General features: G+C 65.1%; 12 protein-coding genes. 5 read left to right on the plus strand and 7 right to left on the minus strand.

Translation table 11 applies throughout. From position 1 onward, the window contains the following. Window positions 1-72: 72 nt before the first annotated feature. From ACI48I_RS21845 to ACI48I_RS21855, 3 genes are all read right to left on the minus strand, one after another. Complete coding sequence (locus ACI48I_RS21845; RefSeq protein WP_193687368.1) at window positions 73-537, minus strand: hypothetical protein; 465 nt, start codon at window positions 535-537, stop codon at window positions 73-75. Between the two features lie 158 nt (window positions 538-695). Next, window positions 696-1,727 (minus strand): acetoacetate decarboxylase (ADC), encoded by a 1,032-nt coding sequence (locus ACI48I_RS21850; RefSeq protein WP_498575384.1) that lies wholly within the window; start codon window positions 1,725-1,727, stop codon window positions 696-698. A gap of 110 nt (window positions 1,728-1,837) precedes the next feature. Continuing rightward, window positions 1,838-2,260: a MerR family transcriptional regulator gene (locus tag ACI48I_RS21855; protein WP_498575385.1), complete on the minus strand. Its 423-nt coding sequence runs from the start codon at window positions 2,258-2,260 to the stop codon at window positions 1,838-1,840. 183 nt (window positions 2,261-2,443) lie between these two features. On the opposite strand from ACI48I_RS21855, the gene ACI48I_RS21860 reads away from it, so the two are divergent. Both ACI48I_RS21860 and ACI48I_RS21865 read left to right on the plus strand, forming a co-directional pair. Further along, entirely contained in the window at window positions 2,444-3,676 is a 1,233-nt protein-coding gene (locus ACI48I_RS21860) for an NADH:flavin oxidoreductase/NADH oxidase family protein (protein ID WP_498575386.1), read from the plus strand. Between the two features lie 12 nt (window positions 3,677-3,688). Further along, a complete protein-coding gene (locus tag ACI48I_RS21865) occupies window positions 3,689-5,206 on the plus strand; it encodes a coniferyl aldehyde dehydrogenase (RefSeq protein ID WP_498575387.1) in 1,518 nt (505 codons plus the stop codon). 77 nt (window positions 5,207-5,283) lie between these two features. On the opposite strand, the gene ACI48I_RS21870 is transcribed toward ACI48I_RS21865, so the two are convergent. The 3 genes from ACI48I_RS21870 to ACI48I_RS21880 form a co-directional block, all read right to left on the minus strand. Further along, window positions 5,284-7,284 carry an MHYT domain-containing protein gene (locus ACI48I_RS21870; RefSeq protein WP_498575388.1) on the minus strand — a complete coding sequence of 667 codons (2,001 nt, stop codon included), beginning with the start codon at window positions 7,282-7,284 and terminating at the stop codon, window positions 5,284-5,286. Window positions 7,285-7,472: 188 nt separating this feature from the next. Further along, window positions 7,473-8,705 (minus strand): MFS transporter, encoded by a 1,233-nt coding sequence (locus ACI48I_RS21875; protein WP_193687362.1) that lies wholly within the window; start codon window positions 8,703-8,705, stop codon window positions 7,473-7,475. A 96-nt stretch (window positions 8,706-8,801) separates the two neighbouring features. Continuing rightward, window positions 8,802-9,200: a hypothetical protein gene (locus ACI48I_RS21880; RefSeq protein ID WP_193687361.1), complete on the minus strand. Its 399-nt coding sequence runs from the start codon at window positions 9,198-9,200 to the stop codon at window positions 8,802-8,804. A gap of 250 nt (window positions 9,201-9,450) precedes the next feature. On the opposite strand from ACI48I_RS21880, the gene ACI48I_RS21885 reads away from it, so the two are divergent. Further along, window positions 9,451-11,850: a sensor domain-containing protein gene (locus ACI48I_RS21885; RefSeq protein WP_498575389.1), complete on the plus strand. Its 2,400-nt coding sequence runs from the start codon at window positions 9,451-9,453 to the stop codon at window positions 11,848-11,850. A 3-nt stretch (window positions 11,851-11,853) separates the two neighbouring features. Here the strand turns inward: ACI48I_RS21885 and ACI48I_RS21890 are convergent, their stop codons facing one another. Next, complete coding sequence (locus ACI48I_RS21890; protein ID WP_498575390.1) at window positions 11,854-12,135, minus strand: hypothetical protein; 282 nt, start codon at window positions 12,133-12,135, stop codon at window positions 11,854-11,856. 160 nt (window positions 12,136-12,295) lie between these two features. Here ACI48I_RS21890 and acpA point away from each other — a divergent pair, with 160 nt between their 5' ends. Both acpA and ACI48I_RS21900 read left to right on the plus strand, forming a co-directional pair. Further along, entirely contained in the window at window positions 12,296-13,942 is a 1,647-nt protein-coding gene (acpA, locus tag ACI48I_RS21895) for an acid phosphatase (protein ID WP_498575391.1), read from the plus strand. A 207-nt stretch (window positions 13,943-14,149) separates the two neighbouring features. Beyond that, on the plus strand, window positions 14,150-14,893 hold the full coding sequence (locus ACI48I_RS21900; RefSeq protein WP_193687357.1) for a DUF4142 domain-containing protein: 744 nt from the start codon (window positions 14,150-14,152) through the stop codon (window positions 14,891-14,893). The last annotated feature ends 142 nt before the right edge of the window (window positions 14,894-15,035 follow it).

Here is a 15,035-nt window from a genome sequence, read left to right on the forward strand (position 1 = left end):
ACAAAACCTGACCCCGAAAAGAAATCTTTCCGGCACCAACGCCCATGTACGCAGGCAGGTCTGCCCTGGGGGCTAGTAATCCGTGCTAGCGGAGCTCAGGCGATCCGCGACGACGGCGGTCACCACCGCCTGCAGCACGTGGATCGCCCAGCGCTCGCCGGCCTTGCGCGGGCCCGCTTTGATCTCGCCTTGCGTGATGCCGAGCACCGGTGCGATGGCGCCGATGTTGACGGCGTACAGCGCCGTGCCGTACAGCGCACCGAGTGCGACCGGCGAGACCGAAGGCGCGAGATCCTGGATCTTGGCGTAGCCCGCACCGAAGGCGGCCGAGGCGCCCAGGTGATTGACGAACTCGACGACGCTGGTGCCGGTGTCGCCGATCACCGCGCGCGAACCCGTCTTGTCGTCGATCCAGTCGACGGCATCCCGGTCCAGCGTCTTGGTCAATACGCCGCTCTTGCGGCCCGCAAACATCACTGCGCTCGTCACCACTCCCGCGATGACTCCGCCTACCATGGCGGCGATCTGTCGTTGCATGAACGCTCTCCTGTAAAAGTTGAATCGACGGCGGCGGTGCCCGCACTGCCGGGGTTGTCTTGCGACATTACCCCGCCGCGCCGCGTGCTTCGGTTCGATATCGTACGGAGTGGCGCCAGGCGGCGCGACAGGCAGTGCGCGTCCGCTGCCCAGTCGAACTACTTCCCTTCAGAAGCAAGAGCCAGCGGTGCCGGTGCATACAAGGCACTCTGGAAATCGGGAACATATTCGTACTTCAGCATCTTCCCCAGCTTCAGCGCCTTGATATAGGCCGACAGGCTTCCCTCTCCCAGCCTCAGCGTGACGGCCTCTTCCTCCTTGCTCGACGCATGCTGAAGTTGGCGGGAAACGGCGTAGCCGGAAGTCAGTCGATCCTGTCGATCGGTATTCGTAAAACTGTTTTTGACGAGCGTGACCTCGTTCGACAGATCGGGCAGTTTGCGGCCCTCGAAGACGACGTCGGTCTTGCCCGTCCCGCTATCGGCAATGGCAAAGGCCAGGGTCTTGTCGTTCTCGCGAATATCGATGCCGGTCGTCCATTTCGGCAGGTTGTAGCCGACCACGCCGCGTACCCTGGCCAGCTCCGTATTCACCGGCAGCTTGAGCACATAACCCCAATAGTCGTCCGCCATCGATTGGCGCAGCAGGGAAATCGGGCCGAAGTTGAAGCTGCCCGGTTTGTTGGTCACGATGGACAGGGAGATTTCGTTGTAGCTGTCGTTGTCGCAAACCTCGTAGGCATAGGCAGTCAGCGCGACCACGCCCCGACCCGGCCATAATTGCAGCGGCTGCACTGCCTGCTTCACCTGCGCCGGCATCAATTCGCGCAGTCGCTCCAGGTCGGCCGTGAAGATGGCCGTGATCCGGCGGTTCTTGTAATAAAAATTGGGCGAATACGTCTCGAAGCCGACATCGACCCTGGTCTTGGGAAGCGTCCTGAACCAGCTCAGGTCCAGCTCCGGCGCCGCGGCCTGGATCACGGAAAGGGGAGGATTCGATCGATAGCGGTCGTACAGGCCGCCTGCGACGACGGGTACCTTGTGGCCGGCAATGTCGATGGTCGTGGTGTCTGCCTTCGTGTCGTTCACGATGGACATTGCCAGCAGACCCGCCAGGGTCAGTGCTGCTGTTGTGGAGTGCATATGCTGTCGCCTTGCTGAAGATTTCAGTGGATTCCATGAGGTGGCCAAGGCCCCTCACTCATGGCGCGCGGGTGTCCTCGTGTGCCGCCAGGCGGCACCATCGTTCACCCTCGACGCGATCCTAGGCTTCAAGCAAACTTGAAGGTCAAGCGAAAAATTCAGGAAAGTTTTTTCTGGTCTGGAATGCCGACCGTGTCCATGACCCGGGCCGCATTCTCCGCGCAGGCCATGTCGTCCGGTTTCGAGTTGATGAGCTCGATGAGGGTGCGCAGATGCGCCTTGTTTTGCGCCAGCCGCAGCTCCATCGATTCGATGTCCTCCAGTTTCTTCGTCAGCATGGCGACCAGCTCGTCATGCCGCCAGTTGGTGGAGTTGGCAGGCAGTACCTGCCTGATTTCGTCGAGCGTAAAGCCGGTCTGTTGGGCATTGATGATGATCGACAGGATGGCGACGGCTTCGAGCGGATACTCCCGGTAACCGTTGGACAGGCGGCCTACCGATTTCAACAATCCTTTCGATTCGTAGAAGCGGATCGTCGATGGGGTGAGGCCGGTACGTTTGGCGAGCTCGCTGATTTTCATGGGGGTCTCGTGGGGAAAAACGGAAAAACGGTGCATGCCGACTCTACACGTGAAGTTAACTTGAATGTCAACAGGGTCGGCGAAGTGCGTCGCGTGGAGATTACGCGACACAATAATTTTTCGCTTGACCTTCAAGTTCACTTGAACCTTAGGATGCTCCATATTGCACACAAGGAGCATCGAATGAACCCATTTTCCCCACTGACTTTGCCAAACGGCACCGTTATCCCGAATCGATTCGCCAAAGCGGCGATGGAGGAAAACCTGGCCGATGCCGACCATGCGCCCTCCGACGACTTGATCCGCCTGTACCGGACCTGGGCCGAGGGCGGGGTCGGCTTGATGATCACCGGAAACGTCATGGTCGATCGCCGTGCCATGACCGGACCCGGTGGCGTCGTGCTCGAATCCGGGGAACACCAGGCGCGCTTCCAGCGCTGGGCCGAATTTGCCCGCGCCCGCGGCGCCCAGATCTGGATGCAGATTAATCACCCGGGGCGCCAGATGCCGGCCGCCCTGGGCCAGGATACGGTCGCTCCTTCTGCCGTTCCTATGGACATGGGTAATTTCTCGAAGCAGTTTACGGCGCCTCGTGAAATGACGGAGCGCGAGATCGAGGAAGTCAGGGAGCGCTTCGTCAACGCGGCGGTGCTGGCCGAACAAGCCGGTTTCAATGGGGTGCAGGTGCATGCGGCCCATGGCTACCTGGTCAGCCAGTTCCTGTCGCCGATCACGAACCGGCGTACCGACCGCTGGGGCGGCGCGCTCGAGAACCGGGCGCGCCTGCTGGTCGACATCGTCAAGGACATCCGCGGCCGCGTCGGTCCGGCCTTTGCGCTCTCGGTCAAGCTCAACTCGGCGGACTTCCAGCGCGGCGGTTTCAGTCCCGAGGACGCCAGGCAAGTCGTCTCCCTGCTCAATCCGCTCGGCGTCGACCTGATCGAGATTTCCGGCGGCAGCTACGAGGCGCCGGCCATGCACGGCCAGGCGCGCGACGGCCGCACCCTGGCGCGGGAAGCGTATTTTCTCGAGTTCGCCCGGGACATCGCCGCGGTCGCCCGCATGCCGGTCATGGTCACCGGCGGGATCCGCCGCATGCCCGTTGCCGAGCAGGTGCTGGCCAGCGGCGTCGCCATGGTCGGGATCGGCACCGCGCTGGCCCTGAACCCGAACCTACCGCGCGAATGGCAAGCGGGCAAGTCCAGCGCGCCGATGCTGCGTGCGATCGCATGGAAGAGCAAGGTATTGGCATCGCTGGCCTACATGGCGATGGTCAAGCACCAGATGCGCCGCCTGAGCAAAGGGAAGTCGACGAACCCCGGCGTCGGGCCGGCATTTGCCTTCATCGAACAGCAGCTCGACACGATGATTAAAACGCGCCGCTACCGCCGCTGGATCGGGCGCCAGGCGACTTGAACAGGAGTTTCCATGACCGCAATGCCCAAGATACTCCCTGAAGAGCTGATGCACATGACGCTGCTGCGCCAGCGCACCGCCTTTCTCGCGGAGGGGCCGCCCACGCTCGCCGAACGCAAGGACAGCCTGAAGCGGCTGCGCGCCCTGGTCCTCGATTACCGGACCGAACTCGAGAGCGCGATCAGCCTCGACTTCGGACACCGGTCCCGCCATGAGACCGGTCTCATGGAGCTGATGGGGGTGGTCGGGGCCATCGATTACCTGCTGCGCCACCTGCGCCGCTTCATGCAGGCCGAGCGCAGGCACGTCGCCCTGTCGTACCGGCCGGGCCGCGCTTATGTGACGTACCAGCCCAAAGGCGTGATCGGCATCATGGCGCCCTGGAACTATCCCTTCTCGCTGGCGATGATCCCGCTCGCAACCGCGCTGGCCGCGGGAAACCGCGCCATGATCAAGCCGTCCGAACTGACGCCGCGCACGAGCGAACTGATGAAGCGGATGCTGGCTACTGGTTTCGCGACGGACGAAGTGGCGGTGGTGCTGGGCGGCCCCGAGGTCGGGGCGCAGTTCAGCGGCCTGGCCTTCGATCATCTGGTCTTTACCGGGAGCACGGAAGTGGGGCGCAAGGTCATGAAGGCCGCGAGCGACAACCTGGTGCCGGTCACGCTCGAACTCGGCGGCAAGAGCCCGGCAGTCGTCGCGCCGGGGCAGTGCGACGCGCGTACGGTGTCGAGCCTGGTGTTCGGCAAATTGTCGAATGCCGGGCAAACCTGTGTGGCGCCGGATTACGCCATGGTGCATGTGGACGATTTGGCGCAGTTCGTCGCGCGCTACCAGGATGCGGTGTCCGCCTTCTATCCCGAGGGCCCGACCGCCGCCGACTACACCTCGATCGTCAGCGAGCGCCACCTCGCGCGGCTGCGCGGGCTGCTGGACGATGCCCGGGACAAGGGCGCCACCGTGATCGAAGCAGGGGTCGATCCCGCCAGCGCGGCCAGTCGCATTCGGACGCTCGCGCCGACGTTGGTCCTGAACGTCGACGACAGCATGAACATCATGCGAGAAGAGATATTCGGCCCCATCCTGCCGGTGCTCTCCTACCGTACCCTAGACGAGGTCGTCGACTACGTGAACGCGCGTCCGCGGCCGCTCGCACTCTATTATTTCGGCCCGGACGACAGCAATTGCAGGAGCCTGTTGCGGCGCACGACTTCAGGCAATGTCGGCATCAACAATACCTTGATGCATGTTGCGCAGGACGACTTGCCCTTCGGCGGAGTGGGGCCGAGCGGTATCGGCGCCTATCACGGCATCGAGGGCTTCAGGGCCATGAGCCATGGGAAGGGAGTCTATGCGCAGGGACGCTGGAGTCTCGCACGGCTGCTGCATGCCCCTTTCGGACGCATTGCCGACAGGACGCTGGCGCTGTATCTGGGCCGCGGCGGCAAGGGCCGGCAGCGGCCGGCGCCCCGCCAGGTGACGGAGGGGGAATCTGGTGCCGGTATGTTTCCCGACCGCCGGCGCCGGTAGGGCAGCGACGCTGCCGTGTTCTTGCGAACAGGGCTATCTTCGCTCCGGAATATGACAGCCTCTTGACGGCCGTCCGGCTAGACCCGCTTCGGCGCCGGCGCCGGCCTGTGCAGCGCGCTGTCGCACAAGGTCAGCACCGCGCGCACCAGTTCCGCCGGCGCCACCGGCTTCGACAGGTATTCGTCGAAACCCGCTTCCAGCGAGCGCAGGCGGTCTTCGCGGCGCGAGAAGGCGGTCAGCGCCAGGGCGCGCACGGCGGCCACCTGCGGGTTGTTTGAAGCGCGCACGCGGCGGATCAGTTCCAGGCCGTCCATGCCCGGCATGCCGATGTCGCTCACCATCAGGTCCGGCTTCAGGCGGTCGATCATCTGCAGGGCTTCGTAGGCGGTCGAGGCGGTGACGATGGTGGCGGCCATGTCGGCCAGCACGTAGTGCACGATGTCGAGCGAATCGCGCTCGTCGTCGACCACCAGGATCGTCAGCCCGGCCAGGGCCCCGCTGCTGGCGCGTACGGCGTCGAGGTCGTGCGGCTTGAGCAGGCAGTCGGGCGCGGCAGGGGTGTCGTCCTGGCTCGAGAGCGGCATGGTCAGCGTGAAGGTCGCGCCTTCGCCCTCGCCGGGGCTGGCCGCGCTCAGGCGCCCGCCCTGCAGTTCGACCAGCTGCTGGGCGATCGACAGGCCCAGGCCGAGGCCGCCGTGGCGCCGCGTGGACGAGGAATCGGCCTGGCGGAAGCGGTCGAACACGTAGGGCATGAACTCCGGCTTGATGCCGATGCCGGTGTCGGTGACCTCGATGACGATCGTGTCTCCTGCGCGCTTCGAGCTGACGCGCACCGCGCCGCCGCCGGGCGTGAACTTGATCGCGTTCGACAGCAAATTCGTCATCACCTGCTGCAGGCGGCCGGCGTCCGCCGCGAGGGGGCCGGCGTGGCTTTCGATCAGCATTTCCAGGCGCACGCCCTTGGCCAGGGCGACGGGACGCACGGTCTCGACCGCGGCGCTGATGAAGTCGGACGGCCAGGTGCGGTCGACCTCGATCCGGATCTTGCCGGCGATCAGGCGGCTCATGTCGAGCATGTCTTCGATCAGCTGCGACTGCGCGCGCGCATTGCGCTCGATGGTCTGCAGGCCGCGCTTGAGCATCTTTTCGTCCTTGCCGCCGTCCATCAGCAATTGCGCCCAGCCGAGCATGGCGTTCAAAGGCGTGCGCAGTTCGTGCGAGAGGGTGGAGAGGAATTCGTCCTTCATGTCGGACAGGCGCTCGGCTTCCACGCGCGCCTTCTGTTCATGCAGGTACAGGGTCTGGCGTTCGGCCGAGGTGGCGAGCGACGCGGCCAGGATGCGCGAGCGGTCTTCCAGGCGCGAGTCGTAGACGGCGACCAGGGTGGCGATCGTCAGCAGCAGCAGGGCGGTGACGGTGACCATCGCGGCCAGCAAATCCTGGCTGATGCCGACGTCGGCTTCCAGGCAGATGCTGCCCGCCGAGAAATGCGCCGCTTCCATGCCGGTATAGTGCATGCCGACGATGGCGCCGCCCATCACCAGCGCGGCCGCGAACTGGGCCAGTCCGGCGTGCTGCATGCGATGGCGCAGGTGGAAGGCGAGCCAGAGGGCGCCGGCCGAGGCGCCGATGGCGATCAGGACCGACAAGGCAAACAGCAGCGGGTCGTATTCGATGCCGGGACGCATGCGCATGGCCGCCATGCCGGTGTAATGCATGGCATTGATGCCGATGCCCATCAGCACCGCGCTGAGCGCGAAATGGGAGGCCCGTGGCGCCGGGCGGCTGATCTGCGACAGGGCCAGCACCGAGGCCAGCACCGGCAGCAGCCAGGAAATGAAGGTGATGCCGGTGTCGTAGCCGACCGGGAAAGGCAGGCGGTAGGCCTGCATGCCGATGAAGTGCATGGCCCAGATGCCGGTACCCATGGCAAAGGCGCCGCCCGCCATCCACCAGTAGGTGGCGCGGCCGTGCGAATGGCGCACGCGCTCGGCCAGGCTCAGCGCCGTGTACGATGCGTAAACCGCGACCAGGATCGACACCATGACCAGTGTCGGTTCGTAATGGCCAAGAGACATGGCAAACCCGATAGCTCAGCGGGCAAAACTGCCCGCCAGGTTGGAAATGAAGACAAGGGAGCAAGTCTACACGGCGACGGCTCAGGCCGCAGTAGATTTCCTATCGGCAATTCGCGCTGTGATGCAATCTGGCGCGGGGATGCAACAGCGCCAGGGTAAAGGCTGCCGTTCCGCCTGCGCCGTCCAGTCTATTTCTTCCGGGTAGTCGGCAGGAAGGCCGTCGCCAGGCCCAGCAGCGGCAGGAAGGAAATCACGCCGTACACCCAGACGATGCCATAGGTGTCGGCCAGCTTGCCGAGGCAGGCGGCACCGATGCCGCCGATGCCGAACATGAGCCCGAACATCAGGCCCGAGACCATGCCGACCCGTCCCGGCACCGCTTCCTGGGCATAGACGACGAGCGCCGCAAAGGCCGACGACATCACCAGGCCGATCGTGATGGCCAGCACGGCTGTCCAGAACAGGTTGGCATAGGGGAGCGCGAGCGCGAAAGGCGCGACGCCGAGGAAGGAGATCCAGATCACGGCCTTGCGGCCGATCCGGTCGCCGACGGGGCCGCCGGCAAAGGTGCCGGCCGCCACCGCCGCCAGGAACAGGAACAGGAACATCTGGCTGTGCTGGACGCCGAGGCCGAAGCGCTCCATCAGGTAAAACGTAAAATAATTCGTGAACGAGGCGATGTACACGAATTTGGCGAACATCAGGATGCAGATGACGATCACGGCGCGGATCACGCCGGCGCGGTCGAGGCCTTCATGGTGGCCGTGCGAGAGGCTTTTCGCCTTGGCTGTGCCGTGGTGCATGACCCAGCGCGTCAGGCGCGACAGCAGCAGGATCGCCGCCAGGGCGACGACCATGAACCAGGCGACAGCAGCCTGGCCGTAGGGAATGACGATGGCGGCCGTGACGAGCGGGCCGATGGCGCTGCCGCTGTTGCCGCCGACCTGGAAGGTCGATTGCGCCGTGCCGAACCGGCCGCCCGAGGCGAGGCGCGCGATGCGCGAGGTTTCCGGGTGGAAGGTGGCGGAACCGACGCCGATGGTGGCGGCCGCGGCCAGCAGCATCGGATAGCTGCCGGCGGTGGCCAGCAGCCCGATGCCGATCAGGGTCATCACCATTCCGAGGGGCAGCAGCCAGGGTTTCGGATGCTTGTCCGTATAAAAGCCGATCCAGGGTTGCAGCAGCGACGCCGTCAACTGGTAGACGAGCGCGATGATGCCGATCTGCCCGAAGTTCAGGGCGAAATTGGTTTTAAGAAGAGGATAGATCGCAGGCAGCATCGCCTGGATCATGTCGTTGAGCAGGTGGGCGACCGCCGCGCCGCCGACGATGGGCAGCAGGAAACCGTGCGGCTGTTGCCCGGCAGTGGAAGGTGCAGCTGCGGCGTCCGGCGTGCCGGCTTTCGGGAGAGGTGCTGTCATGGTTCGGCGTTGCCAAAAAAATGCGCGAACCGAAGCATAGCGCGTTCCGGCATCGGCCGTCTGCCCCGGGGCCGCCGGCACCGGCAGACGAGCAGGCTAGCGCTTGAGGATCAGTGCCGCCATGGCCGCCACCACGCCGGCCGCCGCCACCGCCCAGGGACCGATGCGCATGATCTCGCCGGATTGCCCGGCCTGCACGGCAAGCGGCCCGGAAATCGGGCGCCATTCGTCGCGGCGGGCGTCTGCGGCACGCGCGGCGGCCGCTTCCTGTTCGTACAGGCTGGAAAAGCGTTCGAGGTCGAGCGGATTGAGCGTGGCCATGTAGGCGACGATCTGGTCGTGCTGGTCGAGGCGCACCTGGTAAGGATTGCGGCCATGGGCCACCGCATTGCGCAGGTGGGCGGCTTCGGTGTCGACCAGTTCGCGCACGCTCTCGCGCGTGATGGCCGCCAGGGCGATCCTGGGTCGTTCAACGCTTCGTCTGTCGGCTTGCACTTGCTGTCTCTCTCGGCATTCCATCTGGAGAAGCAGTCTACGCCGTCACCCGCCCGCTTGCCAACACGCTTGGTTCGCCGTGTCCGGCAATCAGAATTGTTACATCGCCACGCAAACCGTCTCATAATTTCTACAAAGAAAGGAATATTTCAGCCAGTTACCAGAATGCCATTTAGTCTCCGGGGCGCGTGCGCTAACCTGAGCGGCTCGCCGCATTCAGCGGCGGACACGGCAGCACATGGGATTCGAATTGAACGACAAGACAACCACGGCGGACCTGGCACGGCTGGCCGAAGAAAACACCGCACTCATTGAGAATTCGCTCGACCTGATCGCCCTCATCGACGCCGAGGGCCGCTTCCTGCGCGTGAACGCGGCGACCTTCGACATCCTCGGTTACCGTCCGGAGGAACTGGTGGGGCGCCGCTACGCCGAGCTGCTGGGCGCCGAAGAGCGCGGGCTGTTCGAGACCTTGCGCCTGGACCTGCGCGCCGGCATGTCGATCCGGCACGACCTGCAGAGCCGCTGGGTGCGCAAGGACGGTCGCGTGATCATGATGTCGGTCTCGGTGCGCTGGTGCGCGTTCAGCCAGGTGACCTATGCGACGGGACGCGACGTCACCGAACAGCATGCGGCGCGCCAGGCACTCGATAAATCGCGGCAGCTGCAGCAGGTCATGCTGGAAAGTATCGGCGACGCGTTTTTCGCCGTCGATCGCGACTGGCGCATCACCTATGCCAACCGCAAGGCCGGCGCTTTCGTCGACGTCGACGTGGACGAAAGCATCGGCAAGGACCTGCTCGCGGTCGCGCCCGACCTGCGCGACTCTCCCTCGCTCGGCTATTATCAGCGCGCCATGGAAACGGGCGAGGCCTGTACCTTCGAAACCTTCTGGGAACCGTCCGGCGTCTGGATCGAGGTACGCGCCTATCCGAGCGAGGATGGCCTGTCCGTGTACTTCCACGACATCAGCTTCAAGCACCACGCCGAGCAGGCGCTGAAGAAGAGCGAGCAGCGCTACCGCAACCTGTTCCAGCAGGCGGCCGACAGCATCGTCATCGCCGACCGCGACCTGTTCATCGTCGCCGCCAACGGCCGCGCGTGCAGCGTTTTCGGCTATACCGAAGAAGAATTCCTGCGGCTGCGCGTGCCCGACATCGACAGCGGCTACACCTATACGGACAGCCTGGCGCTGGCGCTGGAAGAGGGGCAAACGCAGCTGCTGCGCATCACCAAGCGCAGGAAGGACGGCAGCACCTTCCCGGCCGACGTGCACATCTCGCGCTTCGAGGATGGCGGCGCGGAGTATTACCAGGCTATCATCCGCGACGTCACCGAGCGTGAGGAAACCCAGAACCGGCTGCGCGAGCTGGCCACCCACGACACGCTGACCGGCCTGCCGAACCGCGCGCTGCTGAACGAACGCGTTCAGCGCCTGCTCGATACCTGCCCGCGCGAGTCGGCCGTGGCCGCGATGTTCTTCGACCTCGACCGCTTCAAGGAAATCAACGACTCCTTCGGCCACGAGTTCGGCGATGTCCTGCTGTGCGAAGTGGCGGCGCGCCTGCGCCGGGTGATCCGTCCGGGCGACGTCATCGCCCGCCTGGGCGGCGACGAATTCGTGATCGCGGCCCACTGCAGCAGCGGCCAGGGCGCGGCCGCGCGCATCGCCGAAAAGCTGCTCGACGTGCTGACCGCGCCGATCACGATCGCCGGGCAGGATGTGATCATCGGCGCCTCGATCGGCATCAGCCTGTATCCCTTCGACGGCCTCAGCAAGGAGCAGCTGTTCCAGGCCGCGGATACGGCCATGTACCGCGCCAAGGCGGCCGGGCGCAACCGCTACCGCTTCTTCGAGCCCGAAATGGCGTTTGCCACGCGCGAACGGATGGCGCTGGAAACCTCGCTGCGTCCGGCGCTGGCGCGCGGTGAATTCGAACTGCACTACCAGCCGCGCATCGACCTGCGCAGCATGCAGATGGTCGGCATGGAGGCCCTGATCCGCTGGAACCATCCCGGGCGCGGCCTCGTCTCGCCGGCGCAATTCATCCCGATCGCCGAGGAGACCGGCCTGATCGCGCCGATCGGACGCTGGGTGCTGCACGAAGCCTGCATGCAGACGATGCGCCTGATGACGGAGTTCAAGCGCGAGATCCGCGTCTCGGTCAACGTCTCGGCGCGCCAGCTGGCGCATGCGACCTTTGTCGGCGAGGTGCGGCAAACCTTGCAGGAGTCCGGCATCCCGCCGCATTGCCTGGAGCTGGAACTGACCGAAAGCGCGCTGATCGCCGATATCGAGCGCACCGCGCTGATGCTGCGCGAGCTGCACGAACTGGGCGTGAAACTGGCGGTCGACGACTTCGGCACCGGCTATTCGGGCCTGGCTTACCTGCGCAGCTTCCCGATCGACGTGCTCAAACTCGACCGCTCCTTCGTGCTGCAGGACGACGAGCGCATCAGCGCCTTCGACTTCGTCAAGGCCTTCGTCGACATGGCGCACGCCCTCAAACTGGCCGTGGTGGCCGAAGGGGTGGAGACGGACGACGTGGTCGAATTCCTGCGCGCGGCCGACTGCGACGAGGCCCAGGGTTATCACTTCGCGCGGCCCTTGCCGCTGGCGGCCCTGCGCGAACGCTTGTCGGCAGGCTAGGAGTCAGGGCGCGCCGCCGGCGTCGTGTTCGCGTTCATCCTCGTTCGCATCTTCGTGCTGTGCGACGAAACGTTCGGCGGCGGTGCTGTCGGCGAGATCGGCGCCGTCTTCGTCGCCCAGTTCGGGCGGATGGAGCATGTCGCGGATCAGCGCGGCCAGCTCCGGGGTGTCCCAGTCCTGGCCGGCGCGCCGGCGCGCCTCGATGAAATGGGTGATTTCGCGCTCTTGCTGCACGCTCAGGGGCAGGCCGCGAAACGCGGTGCCCGGATTCGGCTCGTTGAACATGATGGCCTCCTGCCAGTGCGGTGAACCCGCGTGTCCGAATCTACGCCGATTCATACGGCAGCGGCGCCCGCGACCCGCATCAGCCCTCCCGTCAATATTTTCAGGCGGCAAGAAAAAAGCGATAATCGCCGTTTCCCCCGTCCAGCAACGAAAGCATCCCATGCATGACCGCGACCCCATAGCCCCTCCGGCGCAAGCGCCTGCCAGCCCGTCGCGCCGGCGCATCTTCCAGGCCGCTGCGGCCGTCGGTCTCGGCGCCGGCCTGCCCGCTGCCGCCGAAGCCGCGCCGCGCCCCGCCATGAAGCCGGGGTCTTCGCTCGACGCCAAGCTCAAGGCCCATGTCAAGAACGTGGTCGTGATCTTTCTCGAGAACCGCAGTTTTAATAACCTGTTCGCCGGCTTCCCGGGCCTGGCCGCGCCGCTCCCGGGCAGTGCGCCGCAGCGCGACCGCGACGGCTCGATCCTGCCTGTGCTGCCGAAGATCTGGGGCGGCATGGTGCCCGGGCGCCAGGACATCGGCGGCAAGGATTACCTGATCGGCGAGGACAAGATCGTCGACCTGCCGAACGGGCCGTGGAAGCTGGTCGATGCCGAAGGCAAGCCGCTACCGGAAGCGCTCGTCACGCGCGACCTGGTGCACAATTTTTATCACAACCAGATGCAGATCAACGGCGGCCGCAACGACGGCTTTGTCGCCTGGGGAGATTCGGGCGCGCTGGTGATGGGCCATTACGGCGAGACCAGTAAAAACCTGGGGCTGTGGCAGATCGCGCGCGACTATACGCTGTGCGACAACTTCTTCATGGGCGCCTTTGGCGGCTCCTACCTGAACCACCAGTTCCTGATCAGCGCACGCACGCCGGAATTCTTCAACGCCGCCGAGACGCCGGCGAAGAAGAAGATCGCCGTGCTGGCAGACGGGCCGCTTGGGAAGCGCCTGGCCGTGGCGCCGGACTCGCCGCAGTCCGCGCTCGACGGTAAGCCGAAGTTCGTCAACAACGGCGCGATCACGCCCGACGGCTATGCCGTCAACACGATGGCGCCGCCGTATCAACCGAGCTGGGTGCGGCCGCCCGCCGGCGGCGACGCCGACAGCGCCGATCCGCAGGACCCGTCGGTGCTGCCGCCGCAAGGCTACGACACGATCGGCGATCTGCTGTCGCGCGCGAAGGTGAGCTGGGCCTGGTACGGCGGCGCCTGGCAGGCGGCGATCGATGGACGCGGCGCCGGCCAGCGGCCGAACTTCCAGCACCACCACCAGCCGTTCAATTACTTCCGCCAGTTCGCTCCGGGCACGGCGGCGCGCGCCGAACACCTGCGCGACGGCGGCCTGGGCGACAGCCCGATCTCGAACCGGTTCATTGCCGACGCCATTGCCGGCAAGCTGCCGGCTGTGTCCTTCTACAAGCCGCAGGGCAACCTGAACCTGCATGCGGGCTATTCCGACATCGAATCGGGCGACGCCCACGTCGCCAACGTGATCGAGCACCTGAAAAAATCGCCGCAGTGGAAAGACATGGTGGTGGTCATCACCTTCGACGAGAACGGCGGCTGGTGGGACCACGTGGCGCCGCCCGAGGGCGACCGCTGGGGACCGGGTTCGCGCATTCCGGCGATTGTCGTCTCGCCCCATGCGAAGAAGGGGGCAGTGGACCACAACTTCTACGACACCACCTCGATCCTGCGTTTTATTACGCGCCTGCACGGCTTGCCGCGCCTGGAAGGACTGGCCGCGCGCGACGCCGCGTTTGCGGCACGCGGCGCGCGCGGACCGGGCGACCTGACGGCCACGCTCAGCTTCCGCTGACGAGGTCGCATGCATCCCGAAGCCGGCCCTGCGCCGGCTTTTTTCATGTTCGTTCTCTCGACAATATTGCCAAAAGGCTACCGCGCGCTCGGTTGTGGAACGCGGCGATACACTGCCCGGTGGCTTGAATATCTTGCCAAAGTAATCAACAGGAGCGGCGCATCGGAGACGTGATGCCGGCTCCTTCCCCAACCCCAGGAGAGCATCATGCAAAAAAATAAAGCGTTGAAGGGACTGCTCGCCGTGTCGGCCGCAGCCGCCATGTTCGCCAGCTTTGGCGTGCAGGCACAGACGCCCGTCGTCGGAGACAAGGCGGGTTCCGAAAAAATGACCGATGCGACCGGCAAGAACAGCGCCGGCATGGCAGGCCACTCCATGCATGGCCAGAGCGGCGCGGGCATGAGCGGCAGCACCGGCTCCGGCGCGACCGGCATGTCGGAATCGACCTCGGGCCAGTCGGGCACCGCGGGCGCCACCGCCTCGGGCAGCGCGAAGATGAGCAAGACCGACAGCAAGGCCGTCATGGACATGGCGATGGTGAACATGGCCGAAGTCGAAATGGGCAAGATGGCACAGAGCAAGAGCCAGAATCCGGAAGTGAAAACCTTCGCCCAGCAGATGATCGACGACCATACCAAGGGCCTGAGCGAAGTGCAGACCGTGGCGCAGGCCAAGGGCATCACCCTGCCGACCGAGCTCGACGCCAAGCACAAGGCCATGTCGGCCAAGCTGGCCAAGCTGGAAGGCGACAAGTTCGACCGCGAGTACATGAAGATGGGCGGCACGGGCGGCCACAAGGAAGCCCTGGCCATGCTGAAGAAGAACGAAAAGAGCGCCAAGGATGCCGAGGTCAAGGGCCTGGCAACGAAGATGATGCCGACGGTGGAACAGCACCTGAAGGCTGCCCAGCAGATGCCGGCTGCGAAGAGCGGTACGACGTCCGGCAAATAAGCAGGCAAAAAAGCAGTAGCGATATCGCTGTTGCCGGGGCGTGCCCTGGCCGCAGCGGCGTCGACAAGCGCGCGCCGGGAGCGATTCAGGGGCGCGCTTTTTGTTCGTCGGGCGGCAAGGTTCCGCCATCGCACGGTGATGC

Source organism: Massilia sp. LXY-5, assembly GCF_059801075.1.

Bases quoted from the DNA above. Each gene is read 5' to 3' on its own strand.
- ACI48I_RS21845 (WP_193687368.1), bottom strand. From the start codon at position 537: ATGCAACGACAGATCGCCGCCATGGTAGGCGGAGTCATCGCGGGAGTG.
- ACI48I_RS21855 (WP_498575385.1), bottom strand. From the start codon at position 2,260: ATGAAAATCAGCGAGCTCGCCAAACGTACCGGCCTCACCCCATCGACG.
- acpA (WP_498575391.1), top strand. From the start codon at position 12,296: ATGCATGACCGCGACCCCATAGCCCCTCCGGCGCAAGCGCCTGCCAGC.
- ACI48I_RS21890 (WP_498575390.1), bottom strand. From the start codon at position 12,135: ATGTTCAACGAGCCGAATCCGGGCACCGCGTTTCGCGGCCTGCCCCTG.
- ACI48I_RS21875 (WP_193687362.1), bottom strand. From the start codon at position 8,705: ATGACAGCACCTCTCCCGAAAGCCGGCACGCCGGACGCCGCAGCTGCA.
- ACI48I_RS21870 (WP_498575388.1), bottom strand. From the start codon at position 7,284: ATGTCTCTTGGCCATTACGAACCGACACTGGTCATGGTGTCGATCCTG.
- ACI48I_RS21865 (WP_498575387.1), top strand. From the start codon at position 3,689: ATGACCGCAATGCCCAAGATACTCCCTGAAGAGCTGATGCACATGACG.
- ACI48I_RS21860 (WP_498575386.1), top strand. From the start codon at position 2,444: ATGAACCCATTTTCCCCACTGACTTTGCCAAACGGCACCGTTATCCCG.
- ACI48I_RS21900 (WP_193687357.1), top strand. From the start codon at position 14,150: ATGCAAAAAAATAAAGCGTTGAAGGGACTGCTCGCCGTGTCGGCCGCA.